Genomic DNA, 14,558 nt, shown 5'->3' with positions numbered 1-14,558 from the left:
CAGCCCTCGAGACTCGTGGCTTCGCCACATGCGCTTCGAGGGCTGACAGCAGACGCGGGCCGAACCCTTTCAGGGCCTCGCTGAACTCGGCGCCGAGGGTGGGTCCGGCGGATCGGGTCGATTCGGCGGGTGGTGGTGGGTCCGGCGGATCGGGTCCGTTCGGTGGGTGATGGTGGGCTCGGATGGGCAGCGGGCCCCCAAGGGGCCGTGTCAGGCGTGCGGAGTGCGCCTGACCAGGGCTTTTTTCGAGATGGCAGGGACGGATCCCGGGCGAGCGCGCTCGCCGGGGATCGGTTCGGCTTAGTCTGGAGGGCATGACCAACCCGAACGATCCCTGGGCGAGGCGGCCGGACGATGATCCGACCCAGCACCTGGGTCAGCCGGGCGAATCGGCGACCGAGAAGCTGCCCACCGGCGACAACGCAGGTTACGGGGAGCCGACGACGGCCTATCCCGGCACCGACCCGTACGGCGGGTGGGGCCCCGGGCCGAACCCGACCCGGGAGATGCCGACCTACGACAGTTACGCCTACCCGAACCAGTGGGCCGGATCGGGTCCACAGGGGTCCTATGGCCCGCCGGGCTCCTACGGCCCGCCCGGCGGCCCGCCTCCCGGTCCGCCCGGCGAACCGCCCCGGCCGCCGAAGCGGACGGGTATGTGGGTCGGGCTCGGTCTGGCCGCCATCGTTCTGGTGGCGCTCGCGGGTATCGCGGTGGGAATGCTTTCCGGCCGCGACGATTCCGAGTCCACGGCGAGCGATACCACCAGCACCACCCGCTCCCTCGGCCGCGAGATCCCCGGGCAGCCGGACGAATCCGCGCCCGCGTTGCCCAGTCTGCCGGGGCTCCCGGAGCTGCCCGACAGCGGCGATCCGCAAGCCGGCGGCACCACAATGGGCACCATCAGCACCAATTCGGGTGGGACACTGACGTTGAGCACGCTGGCCGGCGACGAGGTCACCGTGCACACCAGCGCGTCCACCCAGGTGATCTCGCTGGCGGGAAGTACCGTTGAGGCACTGCCCACCGGAGATCTGGTCATCGTGCAGGGACAGAAGGGTCCGGACGGCACCATTCAGGCGGAGGTCATCATCAGCACCGCCCTCGAAGGAGGCGGGCGATGAAGAGAAATCGGCGGCGCGCAGTGTGGGTGCCCGGCATTACGCCGGGCGGGTCGATAGGCTAGGCGACGATGACGGCAATGTGGTTCGGGCTGGCGGCGATCACCCTCGCGGGTGCCTTCGTGCTGCTCTACTTCGACCGGCGGCAGCGGCAGCGCACCGGTCACGCGCGCCAGGTGTGGGCGAAAGCCCAGGGATACACCTATGTGTCGGTGGAACCGGCGCTTGCGTCGACCTGGCGGCGCGGTGCGCTGGCCAAGCTCGGCTACCTGACCGCGGTCGACGTGGTGACCGGTATCCGCAAGGGCGAGAAGTTCGTTCTGCTCGATCTGGAGGATTCGGCGACCCTGGTCGCGGTGCGCCGCCAGATCGGTTCGGATATCGACGTCGATATGCGGCTCAAGACCATGAATCCGCCCAAGGACGCCGATCTGGAACTGCTCGGCGCCATCGGCGACCGGGTGGTGTTCGCGACCAACCCCGAAATCGCGCGGCACGCGGTGGATCAGCGGATGGTCGCGTTCATCGAATCGCTGGCCGATACCGTGCAGATGCTGTGGAGCGAGGGCAACTGGACCCTGGGCATGCTCCCCGTCGGTACCACGGCCAAGGACTGGGAGACCGGGATCGATGCTGTGCTGCGACTTTCGGGTCTGCTGCACGTGTTGCCGCCGGTCACCGAGCCGCCGCTCGACGAGCGCGATACCGGTGCGCCGCCGCGGGCCCGGATCCGTTCGGCCGACCCCGACCCCGACCGCGCCGACGACGGCCCGGACCGGGATTTCGGCGACTACGACGATTTCGGCGACTACGAGGACGAATCCGGGGACCGCTACGGGCACCCCGCGCCGAATGTCCGGTATCGGCAGGAGGAGCCGGACGACCGTGACCGCCGCGGTCCCGGACCCGGCGGCGACGACGCTCCACCGCGCCGGCCGAGCCTGGCCGTGGTCCCCGATGCCCGCCCGGTGAGCCGGTCCGCGCCCACCGACCCGCCGCCACGTCCGGCCGGGCCCGGTGAACCGGAGCCCCACGAGGCGGCCGCCGAAGACGATAACGGTTCCCGCCCGCCCGGCGGTCCCTTCCACCCCGGGTTCCGTCCATATCAGGGCCCGGTGCCTCGGTAGGCCCGCGCGGCTTCCGGTACGTCGATAGACACGGCCACCTGCGGTAACTCCCTCCGAGCGGCCCCCGTATCCTGCACGGTGGGCGCCGTAGCGCGCGCCGGAATCGAACTTGCCGCGACTCGCCATGCAGGCGGAAGGACACCGATGATCGACCAGGCAACGACCGACCGGGATGTCTTGGCCGGGCTGGTGCGCGAGTTAGCCGTCGTGCACGGCAAGGTGACACTGTCCTCGGGTAAGGAGGCCGACTACTACGTCGACCTGCGCCGGGCGACTCTGCATCATCGGGCCGGGCCACTGATCGGCAAACTGTTGCGGGAGCTCGTCGCCGACTGGGAATTCGATTCGGTCGGCGGGCTCACCATGGGCGCCGACCCGGTGGCCCTGGCCGTGATGCACGCCCCCGGCCGCCCGATCAACGCGTTCGTCGTGCGTAAGGCCGCGAAAACCCATGGGATGCAACGCCAGATCGAAGGCCCCGATGTGGTGGGCAAACGGGTGCTCGTCGTCGAGGACACCACCACCACCGGCAACTCCCCGCTGACCGCGGTACGCGCGCTGCGTGACGTGGGCGCGACCGTGGTCGGGGTGGCCACCGTGGTCGACCGCGGAACCGGCGCGGATCGGGTCATCGCGGACGAGGGTTTGGAGTACCGTTCGATTCTCGGACTGCGGGATCTGGCGCTGGGCTGAAGTATGACGGGCTGTTCAACCTCGGGTCGCCCTCGGTTAGCCTGAGGATCCGTCAGTAGTGCGAATGAAGGGTCGTGAATGTCGTGGTGAGCATTGCCGGCAAACAGGGGCACGACAACGTCGCAATGCTCGGTATCGGTGCCTACCGGCCGCAACGCGTGGTCAGCAACGCCGAGGTGTGCGAGGTGCTGGACTCCACGGACGAGTGGATCTTCGAGCGCAGTGGTATCCGCAACCGGCGCTGGATCAGCGGTGACGAATCGCTGCGTTCCATTTCGGTGGCCGCCGGCCGGCGGGCGCTGCGCAACAGCGGGGTGGACCCCGCGAAGATCGGCGCGCTGATCCTGGCCACCTCGAGTTGGCCCATGCTCACCCCGCACGGCGCCCCGATCGTCGCCAGCGACCTCGGGCTGAACGGTCTCCCCGCCTTCGACCTGACCTCCGGATGCGGTGGTTTCGGCTACGGACTCGGCGTCGGCGCCGATATGATCCGGGCCGGTTCGGCCGAATACGTGCTGCTCATCGGTGCCGAGACCATGACCATCGGTATCGACCCGACCGATCGCGGCACTGCCTTCATCTTCGGTGACGGCGCGGGCGCGGTGGTGCTCGGACCGAGCGAGGAGAACGGAATCTCGCCGACGGTCTGGGGCAGCGACGGCGAGAACGCCGAAGCCATCAAGCAGGACATCAACTTCATCGACTATATGCAGCGCGCCGAAGACCTGCAGGGCACCGACCCGGCCGTGGAGCCGATCGGCCGGATGGCGCTGCGGATGGAGGGGCCACGAGTGTTCCGCTGGGCGGCGGTCACCCTGCCCCGGGCGCTGTCCACCGCGCTCGATATGGCCGGAGTGTCGAAGGACGATATCGAGGTCTTCATTCCGCACCAGGCCAACGCGCGGATCAACGAGTTGATGAAGAAGAACCTCGGACTGGCCGACGATATCCCGATGGCGGGCGATATCGAGAACACCGGCAACACCTCGGCGGCGTCGATTCCGCTGGCCATGGAGGAGATGCTGGCCACCGGTAAGGCCAAGGGCGGACAGCTGGCCCTGCTGCTCGGCTTCGGCGCCGGGCTCAGCTACGCCGGCCAGGTGGTGACCCTGCCGCCCGCGCCCGACGAGTCGAGTCTCTGAGATGCGACCCCTGCGCGCGGGCTTCCTGGCCGCGACCGCGGTCACCGTACTGGGCGCGCTCACCGGGCGCGAGCGTCTTCAATGGGTGGCCAAACCGCTCATGATGCCACTGCTCGCGGCCGATATCGCGACCAGCGGTGCCGATATCCCGCCGCCGGAGCGCACTCTGCTGCTGGGTTCGCTGGGCGCGGCCACCGTGGGTGATGTCCTGCTGATCGACCCGGACGACGACCGCCGGCTCATCGCCGGCGCCTCGTCGTTCGCGGTGATGCAGACCGGATACGCCGCACTCTGGTGGCGACGCGGAGCCCGCCCGCGCCCCGAGGTGGCGCTGCCCCGGGTGGCGGCCTGGGCGGGGGCCGCGGCATTGCTGCGGGGCAAGGCTCCGGTACTGGCCGGTCCATTGAGCGCCTACGGGGCGACGCTGGGCACCGCCGCGGTGCTCGCGTCCGATCCCGCGCTCGCGCCGGGCGCGAAGGCCGTTGCGGGGCTGAACATCCCGGATGCCGATCCGCGCAGCCGCCTCGGCCTGGGTGCGCTGCTGTTCACGGTGTCGGACGGTCTCATCGTGTTGCGCCGGTTGTTCGCGCACGGCGAGCGGTCGCGGCGGGTGCTGGAGGGTGCCATCCTGGCGACCTACGGCGCGGCCCAATTCCTGCTCACCGATCCGGCCGCGCATACCCGCCGTTAGATCACCGGCCTGGTACCGGCGAGATTTCCGCTCGTAGTCGCTGTCGAGGGGCCGCTACTATCCACAGATGAGCTACCCGCCGCCCCCGTACGGATACAACGCCTACGGCCCGCCGCCGGAACATCCGCAGGCCACGCTGGTGCTGATTCTCGGCATCGTCGGATTGGTATTCTGCCAGCTCTGCGCGCCGTTCGCGTGGGTGCTGGGCAAGCGGGCGCTCAACGATATCGACGCCTCCGGCGGTACCGTCGGAGGCCGGAACAATGTCATGGTGGGCTACGTGCTCGGGATCGTGGGCTCGGTGTTCTTGATACTGATGGTTCTCGCGATCGTCGCCTATATCGTCTTCGCGATCGTCTTGTTCGGCACGTCCGCCGCGGCCTGACGGCCCGCGTGGACCGTCCGGGTCACCAGGCGGTGGTCAGATCGGCGTGCTGGCGGATCCAGGTGTGCATGGCGATCCCCGCCGCCACCCCGGCGTTGATACTTCGGGTGGATCCGAACTGGGCGATGGAGACGGTGAGTACCGCTGCGTCGCGGCCGCTTTCGGTGATTCCGGGGCCCTCCTGGCCGAACAGCAGCAGGCAGCGGCGCGGTAGCCGGACCGTTTCCAGCGGCACCGACCCCGGGACGTTGTCCACGGCGACCACCGAGAGGTCCTCGGCGCGGGTGAAATCGAGCAGGGCCTCGATATCCGCATGGTGGGTGATGTGCTGATAGCGGTCGGTGACCATGGCGCCGCGCCGGTTCCAGCGGCGCCGGCCGACGATATGCACGGCGCCCGCGGCGAAGGCGTTGGCGGTGCGGACCACGGTGCCGATATTCGCGTCGTGCCCGAAGTTCTCGATGGCGATGTGGAAGGGGTGCCGGCGCCGATCGATATCGGCGACGATCGCCTCGCGGGTCCAATAGCGGTAGGCGTCGACCACATTGCGGCGATCGCCCGCTGCCAGAAGTTCCGGATCGAGCCGGTCGTCGTCGGGTGCCGGTCCGCTGTGTTCGGCCACCCAGGGGCCGACGCCGTGCGGGTGTTCACCCCATTCGGTGGGACCGGGTTCGTGATGTGCGGCCGGGTTCTCCTCGTCGTGCCCCACCGCCGGCTCCGCGTCTCCACCCGTGGCCGGAGCCGCCGGCTCCGGTCTCGGGGCGGGTTCGGAGCCGGCCGTTGGCGCAGGATTGGTCACGGCATGATCGTAGTGCGGGCGCGCCGAGCGCCGACGGGTCGGTCTGGTCCGATCGAATATCCTTGTGCCGATTGCCGTTACCGGGATCGTGTGTATTCGCGGACCTGTTCGGCCGTGGTGGGTGGTTTCCTCCCGAGGGGACGTTAACCCGGCTTGACACGCCGCGGGGTTCTCTGCGCGGGGCTGTCCGGCCGCAATTTGCCGTGGTCCCGACGGATAGAGCGCGTACCCGAACAGTTCCGCTTCGACTCGGTAACAATTGAGCGGCGTGAATTCCGATTCTCCTGGCAATATGGGTTGCATGACCCCGCCCAGCGACGATCTCGACGTTCCCCGGCGTTCGGCCGGGCAACAGCGCAGGCGGATGGGCAACCCGGCATCGCTGTGGTCGGAGCGGGCGGATATGGCCGAGGCGGCGATTCTGTCCCGCCATCTGAAACCGGTATGGGTGCTACCCGCCACCGCCCTCGGTGTGGTGGGCTGGCCCGCGACCAGGCGGGAACGGTTCTTCCTGACCTGGCACTACTGGTGGCAGGCCCATTTGATCGACTGTGCCGTGGACGCTGCCAACCGGGCGCCGACGATCGCCCGCCGGAAAAGGGTCGGCACGCTGGTCCGCTCGCACCGGCTCCGCAATCTCACCGGCTGGACCAACCGCTACTACGACGATATGGCCTGGCTGGCACTCGCGCTGGAGCGCGCGACCCGGGTCCAGGACAACGCCGAGGCGCGGGGCGGGCTCGGGCCGCTGGAACAGAAGCTCTACACCGCCTGGGACCCGGCGGTGGGCGGCGGTCTGCCCTGGCGGGTCGGCGCGGATTTCTACAACGCGCCCGCCAACGGTCCCGCAGGTATCGCCCTCGCCCGGCTCGGGCGCTACGAGCGGGCCCGGGAGATCGCCGACTGGATCGACCGCACCTTGCGTGACCCGGAAACCGGCCTGATCTTCGACGGTATCCACCTGCCCGCCGGCACCCTCGAACGCCCGATCTACAGCTACTGCCAGGGGGTGGTGCTGGGGCTGGAAACCGAACTCGCGGTGCACACCCGCGACGACGGGCACCTCGACCGCGTGCACCGTCTGCTGGACGCCGTCGAGGACAATCTCACCACCGAGAGCGTGGTGCGGGGCGGTTCGGGTGGCGACGGTGGACTGTTCAACGGGATTCTCATCCGATATCTCGCCCAGGTCGCGCTCATGTTGCCCGGCGAGGAACACGAACAACTGGCCGACCGCCGTACGGCCGCCCGCATCGTGAAGGAATCGGCAGCCGCGGCGTGGGCGAACCGGCTCGATGTCGAGGGCGAACCGCTGTTCGGCCACGACTGGACCACCTCGGCGAAACTTCCGGGTGGCAGTGCCGGCGCCGGTGGGGTCACCTCGAACGGCGCGGTGACCTCCTCGCGCGTACCCGAACGCGACCTATCGGTGCAGCTGTCGGGTTGGATGCTGATGGAAGCCGCCCATATGGTCACGGCGGCCGGACTGTAGCTCGTTCCAGCCGTGCCCCGGGTCGTGGTCGGCCCGCGCGAGTTCCGGCAGCGGCATGGTGTCGCATTCGGCCGAGGTGGAATCCAGATCGAAATCCTCTTCCGGTTGCGACATCTCGTGCCGGTACTGCCTGATACCGATGACCGTGCCGACGATCAGGCACACCACCAGCGAGCCGATCACGATCGGCATCAGCCAGGAGAACTGCTGGATGAAGCTGCCCGCGTAGTAGCCCATCAGCAACAACACCGGGGCCCAGATGATCGCCCCGACCGTACTGGCCACGGTGTACCGGCGATGGTCCATCTCGGCGGCACCGGCCACCATCGGGCACAGCGTGCGCACCCACGGTATCCAGCGGGCGATGAGAACCGCGACGAAGCCGTGCCGTTGCAGCAGATCGGCCACGCGGGCCAGATTGCGGGTGTTGATATAGCGCCCGTTCTTGCGGGCCACGAGCCGATGCCCCGTACGCCGTCCGACGACGTATCCGACCTGGTTACCGGCGATAGCGGCGAACATCGCGCCCACCGACAGCAACCAGACCTGGCTTTCCCCGGAGGCATGCGAGGCCATCACGATTCCCGCGGTGAGCAGCATCGAATCGCCGGGCAGGAAAAGTCCGAGAATGAACGCGCATTCCAGGAAGACGAAGGTCAGAACCACAATCCAGACCAACGTCGGCCCGGCGGAGATCAGTGGTTCGAAACTACCCATCGCATGGGGCATGGCCTGGACGGACACCGCTACCGTACGCGGCTCTCGTCGGCGCCTGCCGCCCCGGCGACCGGCACGACCGGCAGGGGCATGGTGGCATCGATCCGGCCCGCCGTATCCACGGCAGGCAGTTCGGCGGTGGAGATCAGCCCGGCCGCGGGCTGCGCGGCGGTTTTGCGCCCGAGCAGTTTCTTGGCCACCGCGCTGATACCCGGCAGGATCGAGACGAACACGATGAGCAGGAAGATCGCCTCGACGTGATCGCGGATGAAGGCGATATTGCCCAGGTAGTACCCGAGAATGGTCACCCCGCCACCCCAGGCGATCGCGCCGACGATATCGAAGGCGACGTAGCGCTGGTAGTTCATCTTCGAGACGCCCGCGAGAACCGGCATGAATGTCCGGACGATCGGGACGAATCGGGCAAGGATGATCGTTTTGGGGCCGTGCTTCTCGAAGAATTCGTGCGTTTCGGTGACGTAGCTCTTCTTGAAGAAGCGCGTGTCCTCCTTGTGGAACAGCGCCGGGCCGATGGCCCGGCCGATCCAGTAGCCGCACTGGTCGCCGGCGAACGCGATGAGAACGACAGCGGGCAGCAGTACCCAGATGGACACCGGGGGGTTCGCCTGCGCGGCCAGCAGACCACCGGTGAACAGCAGCGAATCGCCTGGCAGCAGCGGGAACAGCAGCCCGGTTTCGATGAAGACGATCACCAGGATCGCCGGTAGCACCGCGCTCTTCAGCCACGTCTCGGTCAACAGGTGCATCGGGTCGAGCAGTTCGGTCAGAGCCAGATTGCTCGTCACCGCGTCGGAAGCCGCCAGCGCAATCACCCGGCCCACAGTACCGGTAACCCCGCCACCCGCAGGGTGCGGCGGCGCAAACAATCCCCTTATACCGGATGAATCCCGCCTGCCTTAGGGTATGTGCAGAAACAGACAATCCCGTCTGCCGCACTACACGGAGGTCTTCACAGTGCCGATTGCGACTCCGGAGGTCTACGCCGAGATGCTCGGTCAGGCCAAGGCGAACTCGTTCGCTTTCCCCGCCATCAACTGCACATCCTCGGAGACGATCAACGCGGCGATCAAAGGGTTCGCCGAGGCCGGCAGCGACGGGATCATCCAGTTCTCCACCGGTGGCGCGGAATTCGGCTCGGGCCAGGGTGTGAAGGATATGGTCACCGGCGCGGTCGCGCTGGCCGAATTCGCCCATGTGGTGGCCGCGAAGTACGGCGTCACCATCGCGCTGCACACCGACCACTGCCCCAAGGACAAGCTGGACGGATTCGTCCGCCCGCTGCTGGCCATCTCGCAGGAGCGGGTGGACGCCGGGCAGAATCCGCTGTTCCAGTCGCATATGTGGGACGGTTCGGCGGTCCCGATCGACGAAAACCTCGCCATCGCGCAGGAGCTGCTGGCGGCGGCCACCGCCGCCCGCATCATCCTCGAGGTCGAGATCGGCGTCGTCGGCGGTGAAGAGGACGGCGTCGAGGCCGAGATCAACGACAAGCTCTACACCTCGCCCGCCGACTTCGAGAAGACCATCGACGCCCTGGGCGCCGGCGACAAGGGCAAATACCTGCTCGCCGCCACCTTCGGCAATGTGCACGGCGTCTACAAGCCCGGCAACGTGGTGCTCAAGCCCGAGGTGCTGGCCGAGGGCCAGAAGGTGGCCGCGGCCAAACTGGGCCTGGGCGCCGACGCGCAGCCCTTCGATTTCGTCTTCCACGGTGGATCGGGTTCGCTGAAGTCCGAGATCGACGATTCGCTGCGGTACGGCGTGGTGAAGATGAACGTCGACACCGATACCCAGTACGCCTTCACCCGCCCGATCGCCGCGCATATGTTCGCCAACTACGACGGTGTGCTCAAGATCGACGGCGAGGTCGGCAACAAGAAGGTCTACGATCCGCGCAGCTATCTGAAGAAGGCCGAACTGTCGATGGCGCAACGGGTGGTGCAGGCATGCGAGGCGCTGCGGTCCGCGGGACGCTCCGTCAGCGCCTGATCCCCGTGCCCTCACCCGTAGCCAGATGACACTCGATCTCCGTGTGCTGGGGCCCGTGCGGTTACTGGTCGGCGGTGAGCCGATTCCGGTCGGCGGGCCCAAACCCCGGGCGCTGCTCGCCGCGCTCGCGGTGAACCGGCGTCGTGCGGTCTCCTCGACGACCCTGGCCGATATGGTCTGGAACGAGGAGCCGCCGGACGCCTATGCGGCCAGCCTGCAGGTGTTCGTCTCCAATATCCGCAAGGCACTGCGGAATTCGGGGGTCGACCCGGCAACTGTGCTGCGCACGGAATCCTCCGGCTACCGGCTCGAGGTCGCCGACGACGCCTGCGATCTCGGCCGGTTCCAAGCCGCCCGGGACGCGGGCAGCCGGGCCTCGGCCGCCGGTGACAATGTGTCGGCGTCGCGGCTGTTCGCCACCGCGTTGCGCGAATGGAACGGCCGCGCGTTGTCGGATCTGGCGGGCCTGGGCTTCGCGGACGGGTTCGCCACCGCGATGGAGGAGGAGCGGCTACTGGCGGTGTCGGCGCGGTTCGACGCCGAGATCGCCTGCGGGCGGGCGGCCGCGGTGATCGGCGAACTCGTCGCGCTCACCAACGAGCATCCACTGCGTGAGCCGCTGTGGGGGCAGCTCATCACCGCCCTCTACCTGTCCGAACGGCATGCCGACGCACTCGAGGCGTGCCGCAGGGTACGGACGGTGCTCGCCGAGGAACTCGGTATCGATCCGGGCCCGGCGCTGGTGGAACTGGAACGGCGGGTGCTGCGCCAGGAACCGCTGGGCACCGTGGAGCTCAAGAGCGTGGAGCGGATGGCGGCGGCCATGACCGATACGGTCACCGAAGTGCCGCGTACCGTGCGCAGCGGGCAATTACGACTACCCGACGGCCGTACCGTGGTGGTCGCGCACGGCAGTCTGCGGATCGGCCGGATGACCGATAACGACCTGGTCCTCGACGATCCGAAGGCCAGCCGCTACCACGCCCAGATCAAACTGGGCCGGGCCGGCCTCCTGATCGAGGATCTGGATTCGGCCAACGGCGTCTACGTCAACGAGGAACAGATCCATTCGGCGCTGCTCGCCGACGGCGACGCGATCCGTATCGGCAACACGGTCCTGGCGTTCCAAGCCGTCCGCTGACCTCCCGGCCGTACGGCGGCCCGGGCGTGACTCAACCCAGGATGTCGTGCCGCACGATGGTCTGGTCGCGGCCGGGGCCCACGCCGATACAGGAGATCCGGGCCCCCGACAGTTCTTCCAGCCGGTGCACGTAGGCCTGCGCGTTGACGGGCAGTTCGTCGAAGGTGCGGGCCCCCGAGATGTCCTCCCACCAGCCGGGCATCTCCTCGTAGATCGGTTTCGCGTGATGGAAACCGGTCTGGGTGGTGGGCATCTGTTCCACGCGCTCACCGTCGACCTCGTAGGCCACGCAGATGGGCACCCGGTCCAGGCTGGAAAGCACATCCAGTTTGGTGAGGAAGTAGTCGGTGATCCCGTTGACCCGGGTGGCGTACCGGGCGATCACGGCGTCGAACCAGCCGCAGCGTCGCGCGCGACCGGTGGTCACGCCCACCTCACCGCCGGTTTTGGCCAGGTAGGCGCCCGATTCGTCGAACAGCTCGGTCGGGAACGGGCCGGAGCCGACCCGGGTGGTGTAGCACTTGAGGATGCCCAGCACGGTGCCGATCTGGTTCGGGCCGATACCCGCGCCCACCGCGGCGCCCCCGGCGGTGGGGTTGGACGAGGTGACGTAGGGGTAGGTGCCGTGGTCGACGTCGAGCAGCGTGCCCTGCGACCCCTCCAGCAGGACGGTCTCGCCGCGTTCCAGAGCCAGGTTCAGCTCCAGGCGGGTATCGCTGATCCGGTGCGCGAACCGCTCGGCCTGGCCCAGCACCTCCTCGACCACCTGCTGGGGGTCGAGCGCGCGCCGGTTGTAGATCTTGACCAGCACCTGGTTCTTGAACTCGAGAGCCGCCTCCACCTTCTGGGTGAGGATCTTCTCGTCCAGGACGTCGGCGACCCGCACCCCTACCCGGGCGACCTTGTCCTGGTAGCAGGGCCCGATACCGCGGCCGGTGGTGCCGATCTTGTTGTTGCCGAGGAAGCGTTCCGTGACCTTATCGATGGCCACGTGGTACGGCATGATCAGATGCGCGTCCGCCGACAGCAGCAGACCCGAGGTGTCGACATCGCGCGCCTCGAGTCCGGCGAGTTCGTCCAGCAGGACGCCCGGGTCGACGACCACGCCGTTGCCGATCACATTGTTGACCCCCGGAGTGAGAATGCCCGAGGGAATGAGGTGCAGCGCGAAATTGTCCCCGTTGGGCAGCACCACGGTGTGACCGGCGTTGTTACCGCCCTGGTACCGCACCACCCACTGCACGCGGCCGCCGAGTAGGTCGGTGGCTTTGCCCTTGCCCTCGTCACCCCACTGGGCGCCGATGAGGACGATTGCCGGCATGGTCGTGTCTCCTACGGTTTCGACGCGCGACACGCACTTCGTATCGCAGCTACCTGCCGTAACGGGGAGGAAGCCGGGAGCACAGTCTAGCCGAGGCCCCTCGGCGGGCCGGGACGGCCGCCGTGCCAGGCCCGTTGCGCGGGTCGGCGCGGCCGACCCTCTACACTCGGGGACGACCGGTCCGAGGGAGGGTGTTGGGCGTTTGAGTACCCAGGTTCTCCGCTGTGCAGACGTTCCGGTGCCTATCGCTCTGGCGGCACAGTCCACGGCGCAATCCGACGCCATACCCGCTCCCGCGCTCATCGATGAGCTGCTGCCGGTGCTGGCCGCCGACAGTCTGCCGCGGCTGATCGTGCTCGGCAGCGACGCCGCGCTCGCGGCCGTACTCACCCATCTCATGCGGACCGAACGGCTGCATGTGGAGGTGGGGTACGTGCCGCTGGAAGGGACCTACGGCGCGCAGGCCTACCAGACAGGCACCGGGAACGCCGCCGCCAAACGCGCCCTGGAGGGTAGCGCCGAAGAGGTGCCGCTGGTCCGTGACGACACCGGCACGGTGCTGGTGGGCCGGGCCAAGATCACCGGAGTCGACGGCGCCCACCTGACCGGCGAGGCCTACGTGGACGACACCCGGCTGTTCTCCGGGGAGGTGCGGGCGATGTTCGTGACCCCGACGCTCGAACTGCCCGGGGTCCGCGCGAGTGTGCCCCGCCGCTTCCGCCGTCGCCGCTGGACCGCCGGCCGCGCCGCCCAGCTGGGTACACCCGCCGCGGTCGTCAACCGGGACGGTGTGCAGAGCGATCGGCCGGTGCCGCGGGCGAGCTTCTACCGGCATCACGAACCCTGGCTCCTGGTCCGATGAACGCCCCGGCGCTGCGGCGCGGCGCGGTGCGGCCGAGCCCCGTATTCCTGCTCGTGATCGCCCTCGCGGTGGCCGGCGGAGTGCTGGCCTGGGGCGCGGAAACGGATTCGTGGCAGGCGCGCGCCGGGGTTTTCGTCCTGGTCGTGTTCGGCTGGGTGGTGAGCCTGTGTTTGCACGAATTCGCCCACGCCTACCTCGCCTGGCGCGCCGGCGACCGCGAAGTCGAATTACGCGGCTACCTCACCCTGAACCCGCTGAAATACAGCCACCCGCTGCTGTCGATCGTGCTGCCCATGGTGTTCATCGCGCTCGGCGGAATCGGCCTGCCCGGCGGCGCGGTGTACATACACACCCACCAGGTGTCACCGCGCACCCAGCGGCTGATCAGCGTCGTCGGCCCCGCAGTGAACCTCCTGTGCGCCGTGCTGCTGCTGCTGGTGGTGCGGTTGTTCGGCAGCGCGGACCACAACCCCGCCTTCTGGTTCGGGCTGAGCTTCCTGGCCTTTCTCCAGGTGACCGCGACCCTGCTGAACCTGCTCCCCATCCCCGGCCTGGACGGCTACGGCGTAGTGGAACCCTCCCTGAGCTACCAAACCCGCCGCGGCCTGGAACAGTTCAAACCCTTCGGCATGCTCATCCTGTTCGCCCTCCTGTTCACTCCGGCCATCAACCAGGTCTTTTTCGACACGGTCTACGCGCTCTACAACCTGTCCGGGGTCCCGGAGCAATGGTCCCGCTACGGCAGCTACCTGACCCGCTTCTGGGAGTGATCTTGTCGCCCCCTCCAGGGAAGGAAGGGTTCGGAGCGATCTCTTCGTGAAGGGTGGGAGGTGGGTTGAAGCGGCGCCTCCGTGAAGGAAGGGTTCGGAGCGATCTCTTCGTGAAGGGTGGGGAGGTGGGTTGAAGCGGCCCCACCGTGAAGGGGGGTTCGGATCGGCCCCTCCGCCAAGGGTCGGGCTGTGATTTTGGAGCGGCTCCGCCGCTCGAGGGTGGGGCCCTATTAACCCGGTTCTTCACTCCCGCCGGTCAGTCGCTGCGCTCCCTCCCTCTGGTCGCT

General features: G+C 68.2%; 13 protein-coding genes and 2 pseudogenes. 11 read left to right on the top strand and 4 right to left on the bottom strand.

Translation table 11 applies throughout. The features are described from left to right. The first annotated feature begins 314 nt into the window (after positions 1 to 314). The 6 genes from AB0F41_RS30515 (at position 315) to AB0F41_RS30490 (ending at position 5,159) form a co-directional block, all read left to right on the top strand. Complete coding sequence (locus tag AB0F41_RS30515; RefSeq protein ID WP_357429860.1) at positions 315 to 1,124, top strand: DUF5666 domain-containing protein; 810 nt, start codon at positions 315 to 317, stop codon at positions 1,122 to 1,124. Between the two features lie 77 nt (positions 1,125 to 1,201). Further along, positions 1,202 to 2,248 (top strand): hypothetical protein, encoded by a 1,047-nt coding sequence (locus AB0F41_RS30510; protein ID WP_357429866.1) that lies wholly within the window; start codon positions 1,202 to 1,204, stop codon positions 2,246 to 2,248. Positions 2,249 to 2,392: 144 nt separating this feature from the next. Further along, complete coding sequence (pyrE, locus tag AB0F41_RS30505) at positions 2,393 to 2,941, top strand: orotate phosphoribosyltransferase (RefSeq protein WP_357429858.1); 549 nt, start codon at positions 2,393 to 2,395, stop codon at positions 2,939 to 2,941. Positions 2,942 to 3,024: 83 nt separating this feature from the next. After that, positions 3,025 to 4,083: a beta-ketoacyl-ACP synthase 3 gene (locus AB0F41_RS30500; protein ID WP_357429864.1), complete on the top strand. Its 1,059-nt coding sequence runs from the start codon at positions 3,025 to 3,027 to the stop codon at positions 4,081 to 4,083. Between the two features lies 1 nt (position 4,084). Next, on the top strand, positions 4,085 to 4,774 hold the full coding sequence (locus AB0F41_RS30495) for a lysoplasmalogenase (RefSeq protein WP_357429856.1): 690 nt from the start codon (positions 4,085 to 4,087) through the stop codon (positions 4,772 to 4,774). A gap of 67 nt (positions 4,775 to 4,841) precedes the next feature. Further along, positions 4,842 to 5,159: a DUF4190 domain-containing protein gene (locus tag AB0F41_RS30490; protein ID WP_357429854.1), complete on the top strand. Its 318-nt coding sequence runs from the start codon at positions 4,842 to 4,844 to the stop codon at positions 5,157 to 5,159. 22 nt (positions 5,160 to 5,181) lie between these two features. On the opposite strand, the gene AB0F41_RS30485 is transcribed toward AB0F41_RS30490, so the two are convergent. After that, a complete protein-coding gene (locus AB0F41_RS30485; RefSeq protein WP_357429852.1) occupies positions 5,182 to 5,868 on the bottom strand; it encodes a TrmH family RNA methyltransferase in 687 nt (228 codons plus the stop codon). Between the two features lie 454 nt (positions 5,869 to 6,322). On the opposite strand from AB0F41_RS30485, the gene AB0F41_RS30480 reads away from it, so the two are divergent. After that, positions 6,323 to 7,450 carry a glycoside hydrolase family 76 protein gene (locus tag AB0F41_RS30480; RefSeq protein ID WP_357429862.1) on the top strand — a complete coding sequence of 376 codons (1,128 nt, stop codon included), beginning with the start codon at positions 6,323 to 6,325 and terminating at the stop codon, positions 7,448 to 7,450. 81 nt (positions 7,451 to 7,531) lie between these two features. Here the strand turns inward: AB0F41_RS30480 and AB0F41_RS30475 are convergent. Both AB0F41_RS30475 and AB0F41_RS30470 read right to left on the bottom strand, forming a co-directional pair. Beyond that, positions 7,532 to 8,167 (bottom strand): annotated as a pseudogene (locus AB0F41_RS30475) (DedA family protein); the annotation flags it as partial. Positions 8,168 to 8,379: 212 nt separating this feature from the next. Beyond that, a pseudogene (locus AB0F41_RS30470) lies at positions 8,380 to 8,934 on the bottom strand (VTT domain-containing protein); the annotation flags it as partial. Positions 8,935 to 9,142: 208 nt separating this feature from the next. Between AB0F41_RS30470 and fbaA the strand changes: the two are divergent. Both fbaA and AB0F41_RS30460 read left to right on the top strand, forming a co-directional pair. Continuing rightward, positions 9,143 to 10,177 (top strand): class II fructose-bisphosphate aldolase, encoded by a 1,035-nt coding sequence (fbaA, locus tag AB0F41_RS30465; RefSeq protein WP_357429850.1) that lies wholly within the window; start codon positions 9,143 to 9,145, stop codon positions 10,175 to 10,177. A 25-nt stretch (positions 10,178 to 10,202) separates the two neighbouring features. Next, positions 10,203 to 11,318 carry a BTAD domain-containing putative transcriptional regulator gene (locus AB0F41_RS30460; protein ID WP_357429848.1) on the top strand — a complete coding sequence of 372 codons (1,116 nt, stop codon included), beginning with the start codon at positions 10,203 to 10,205 and terminating at the stop codon, positions 11,316 to 11,318. A 31-nt stretch (positions 11,319 to 11,349) separates the two neighbouring features. Here AB0F41_RS30460 and AB0F41_RS30455 read toward each other — a convergent pair whose 3' ends face one another. Continuing rightward, a complete protein-coding gene (locus AB0F41_RS30455) occupies positions 11,350 to 12,639 on the bottom strand; it encodes an adenylosuccinate synthase (protein ID WP_357429846.1) in 1,290 nt (429 codons plus the stop codon). A gap of 238 nt (positions 12,640 to 12,877) precedes the next feature. On the opposite strand from AB0F41_RS30455, the gene AB0F41_RS30450 reads away from it, so the two are divergent. Both AB0F41_RS30450 and AB0F41_RS30445 read left to right on the top strand, forming a co-directional pair. Next, positions 12,878 to 13,501: a hypothetical protein gene (locus tag AB0F41_RS30450; protein WP_357429844.1), complete on the top strand. Its 624-nt coding sequence runs from the start codon at positions 12,878 to 12,880 to the stop codon at positions 13,499 to 13,501. Then, the gene (locus AB0F41_RS30445; RefSeq protein ID WP_357429842.1) at positions 13,498 to 14,271 is read left to right on the top strand and encodes a site-2 protease family protein; all 774 of its coding nucleotides are present in this window, start codon (positions 13,498 to 13,500) and stop codon (positions 14,269 to 14,271) included. Before AB0F41_RS30450 ends, AB0F41_RS30445 begins: the two co-directional genes overlap by 4 nt. Positions 14,272 to 14,558: the final 287 nt, after the last annotated feature.

The organism is Nocardia sp. NPDC024068 (assembly GCF_040638875.1).
GTDB lineage: Bacteria > Actinomycetota > Actinomycetes > Mycobacteriales > Mycobacteriaceae > Nocardia.
The sequence above is the reverse complement of the archived record's forward strand: the minus strand, read 5'-3'. Positions and strand labels throughout refer to the sequence as shown.

Bases quoted from the DNA above. Each gene is read 5' to 3' on its own strand.
- AB0F41_RS30515 (WP_357429860.1), top strand. From the start codon at position 315: ATGACCAACCCGAACGATCCCTGGGCGAGGCGGCCGGACGATGATCCG.
- AB0F41_RS30510 (WP_357429866.1), top strand. From the start codon at position 1,202: ATGTGGTTCGGGCTGGCGGCGATCACCCTCGCGGGTGCCTTCGTGCTG.
- pyrE (WP_357429858.1), top strand. From the start codon at position 2,393: ATGATCGACCAGGCAACGACCGACCGGGATGTCTTGGCCGGGCTGGTG.
- AB0F41_RS30495 (WP_357429856.1), top strand. From the start codon at position 4,085: ATGCGACCCCTGCGCGCGGGCTTCCTGGCCGCGACCGCGGTCACCGTA.
- AB0F41_RS30490 (WP_357429854.1), top strand. From the start codon at position 4,842: ATGAGCTACCCGCCGCCCCCGTACGGATACAACGCCTACGGCCCGCCG.
- AB0F41_RS30480 (WP_357429862.1), top strand. From the start codon at position 6,323: ATGGGCAACCCGGCATCGCTGTGGTCGGAGCGGGCGGATATGGCCGAG.
- AB0F41_RS30460 (WP_357429848.1), top strand. From the start codon at position 10,203: ATGACACTCGATCTCCGTGTGCTGGGGCCCGTGCGGTTACTGGTCGGC.
- AB0F41_RS30455 (WP_357429846.1), bottom strand. From the start codon at position 12,639: ATGCCGGCAATCGTCCTCATCGGCGCCCAGTGGGGTGACGAGGGCAAG.
- AB0F41_RS30445 (WP_357429842.1), top strand. From the start codon at position 13,498: ATGAACGCCCCGGCGCTGCGGCGCGGCGCGGTGCGGCCGAGCCCCGTA.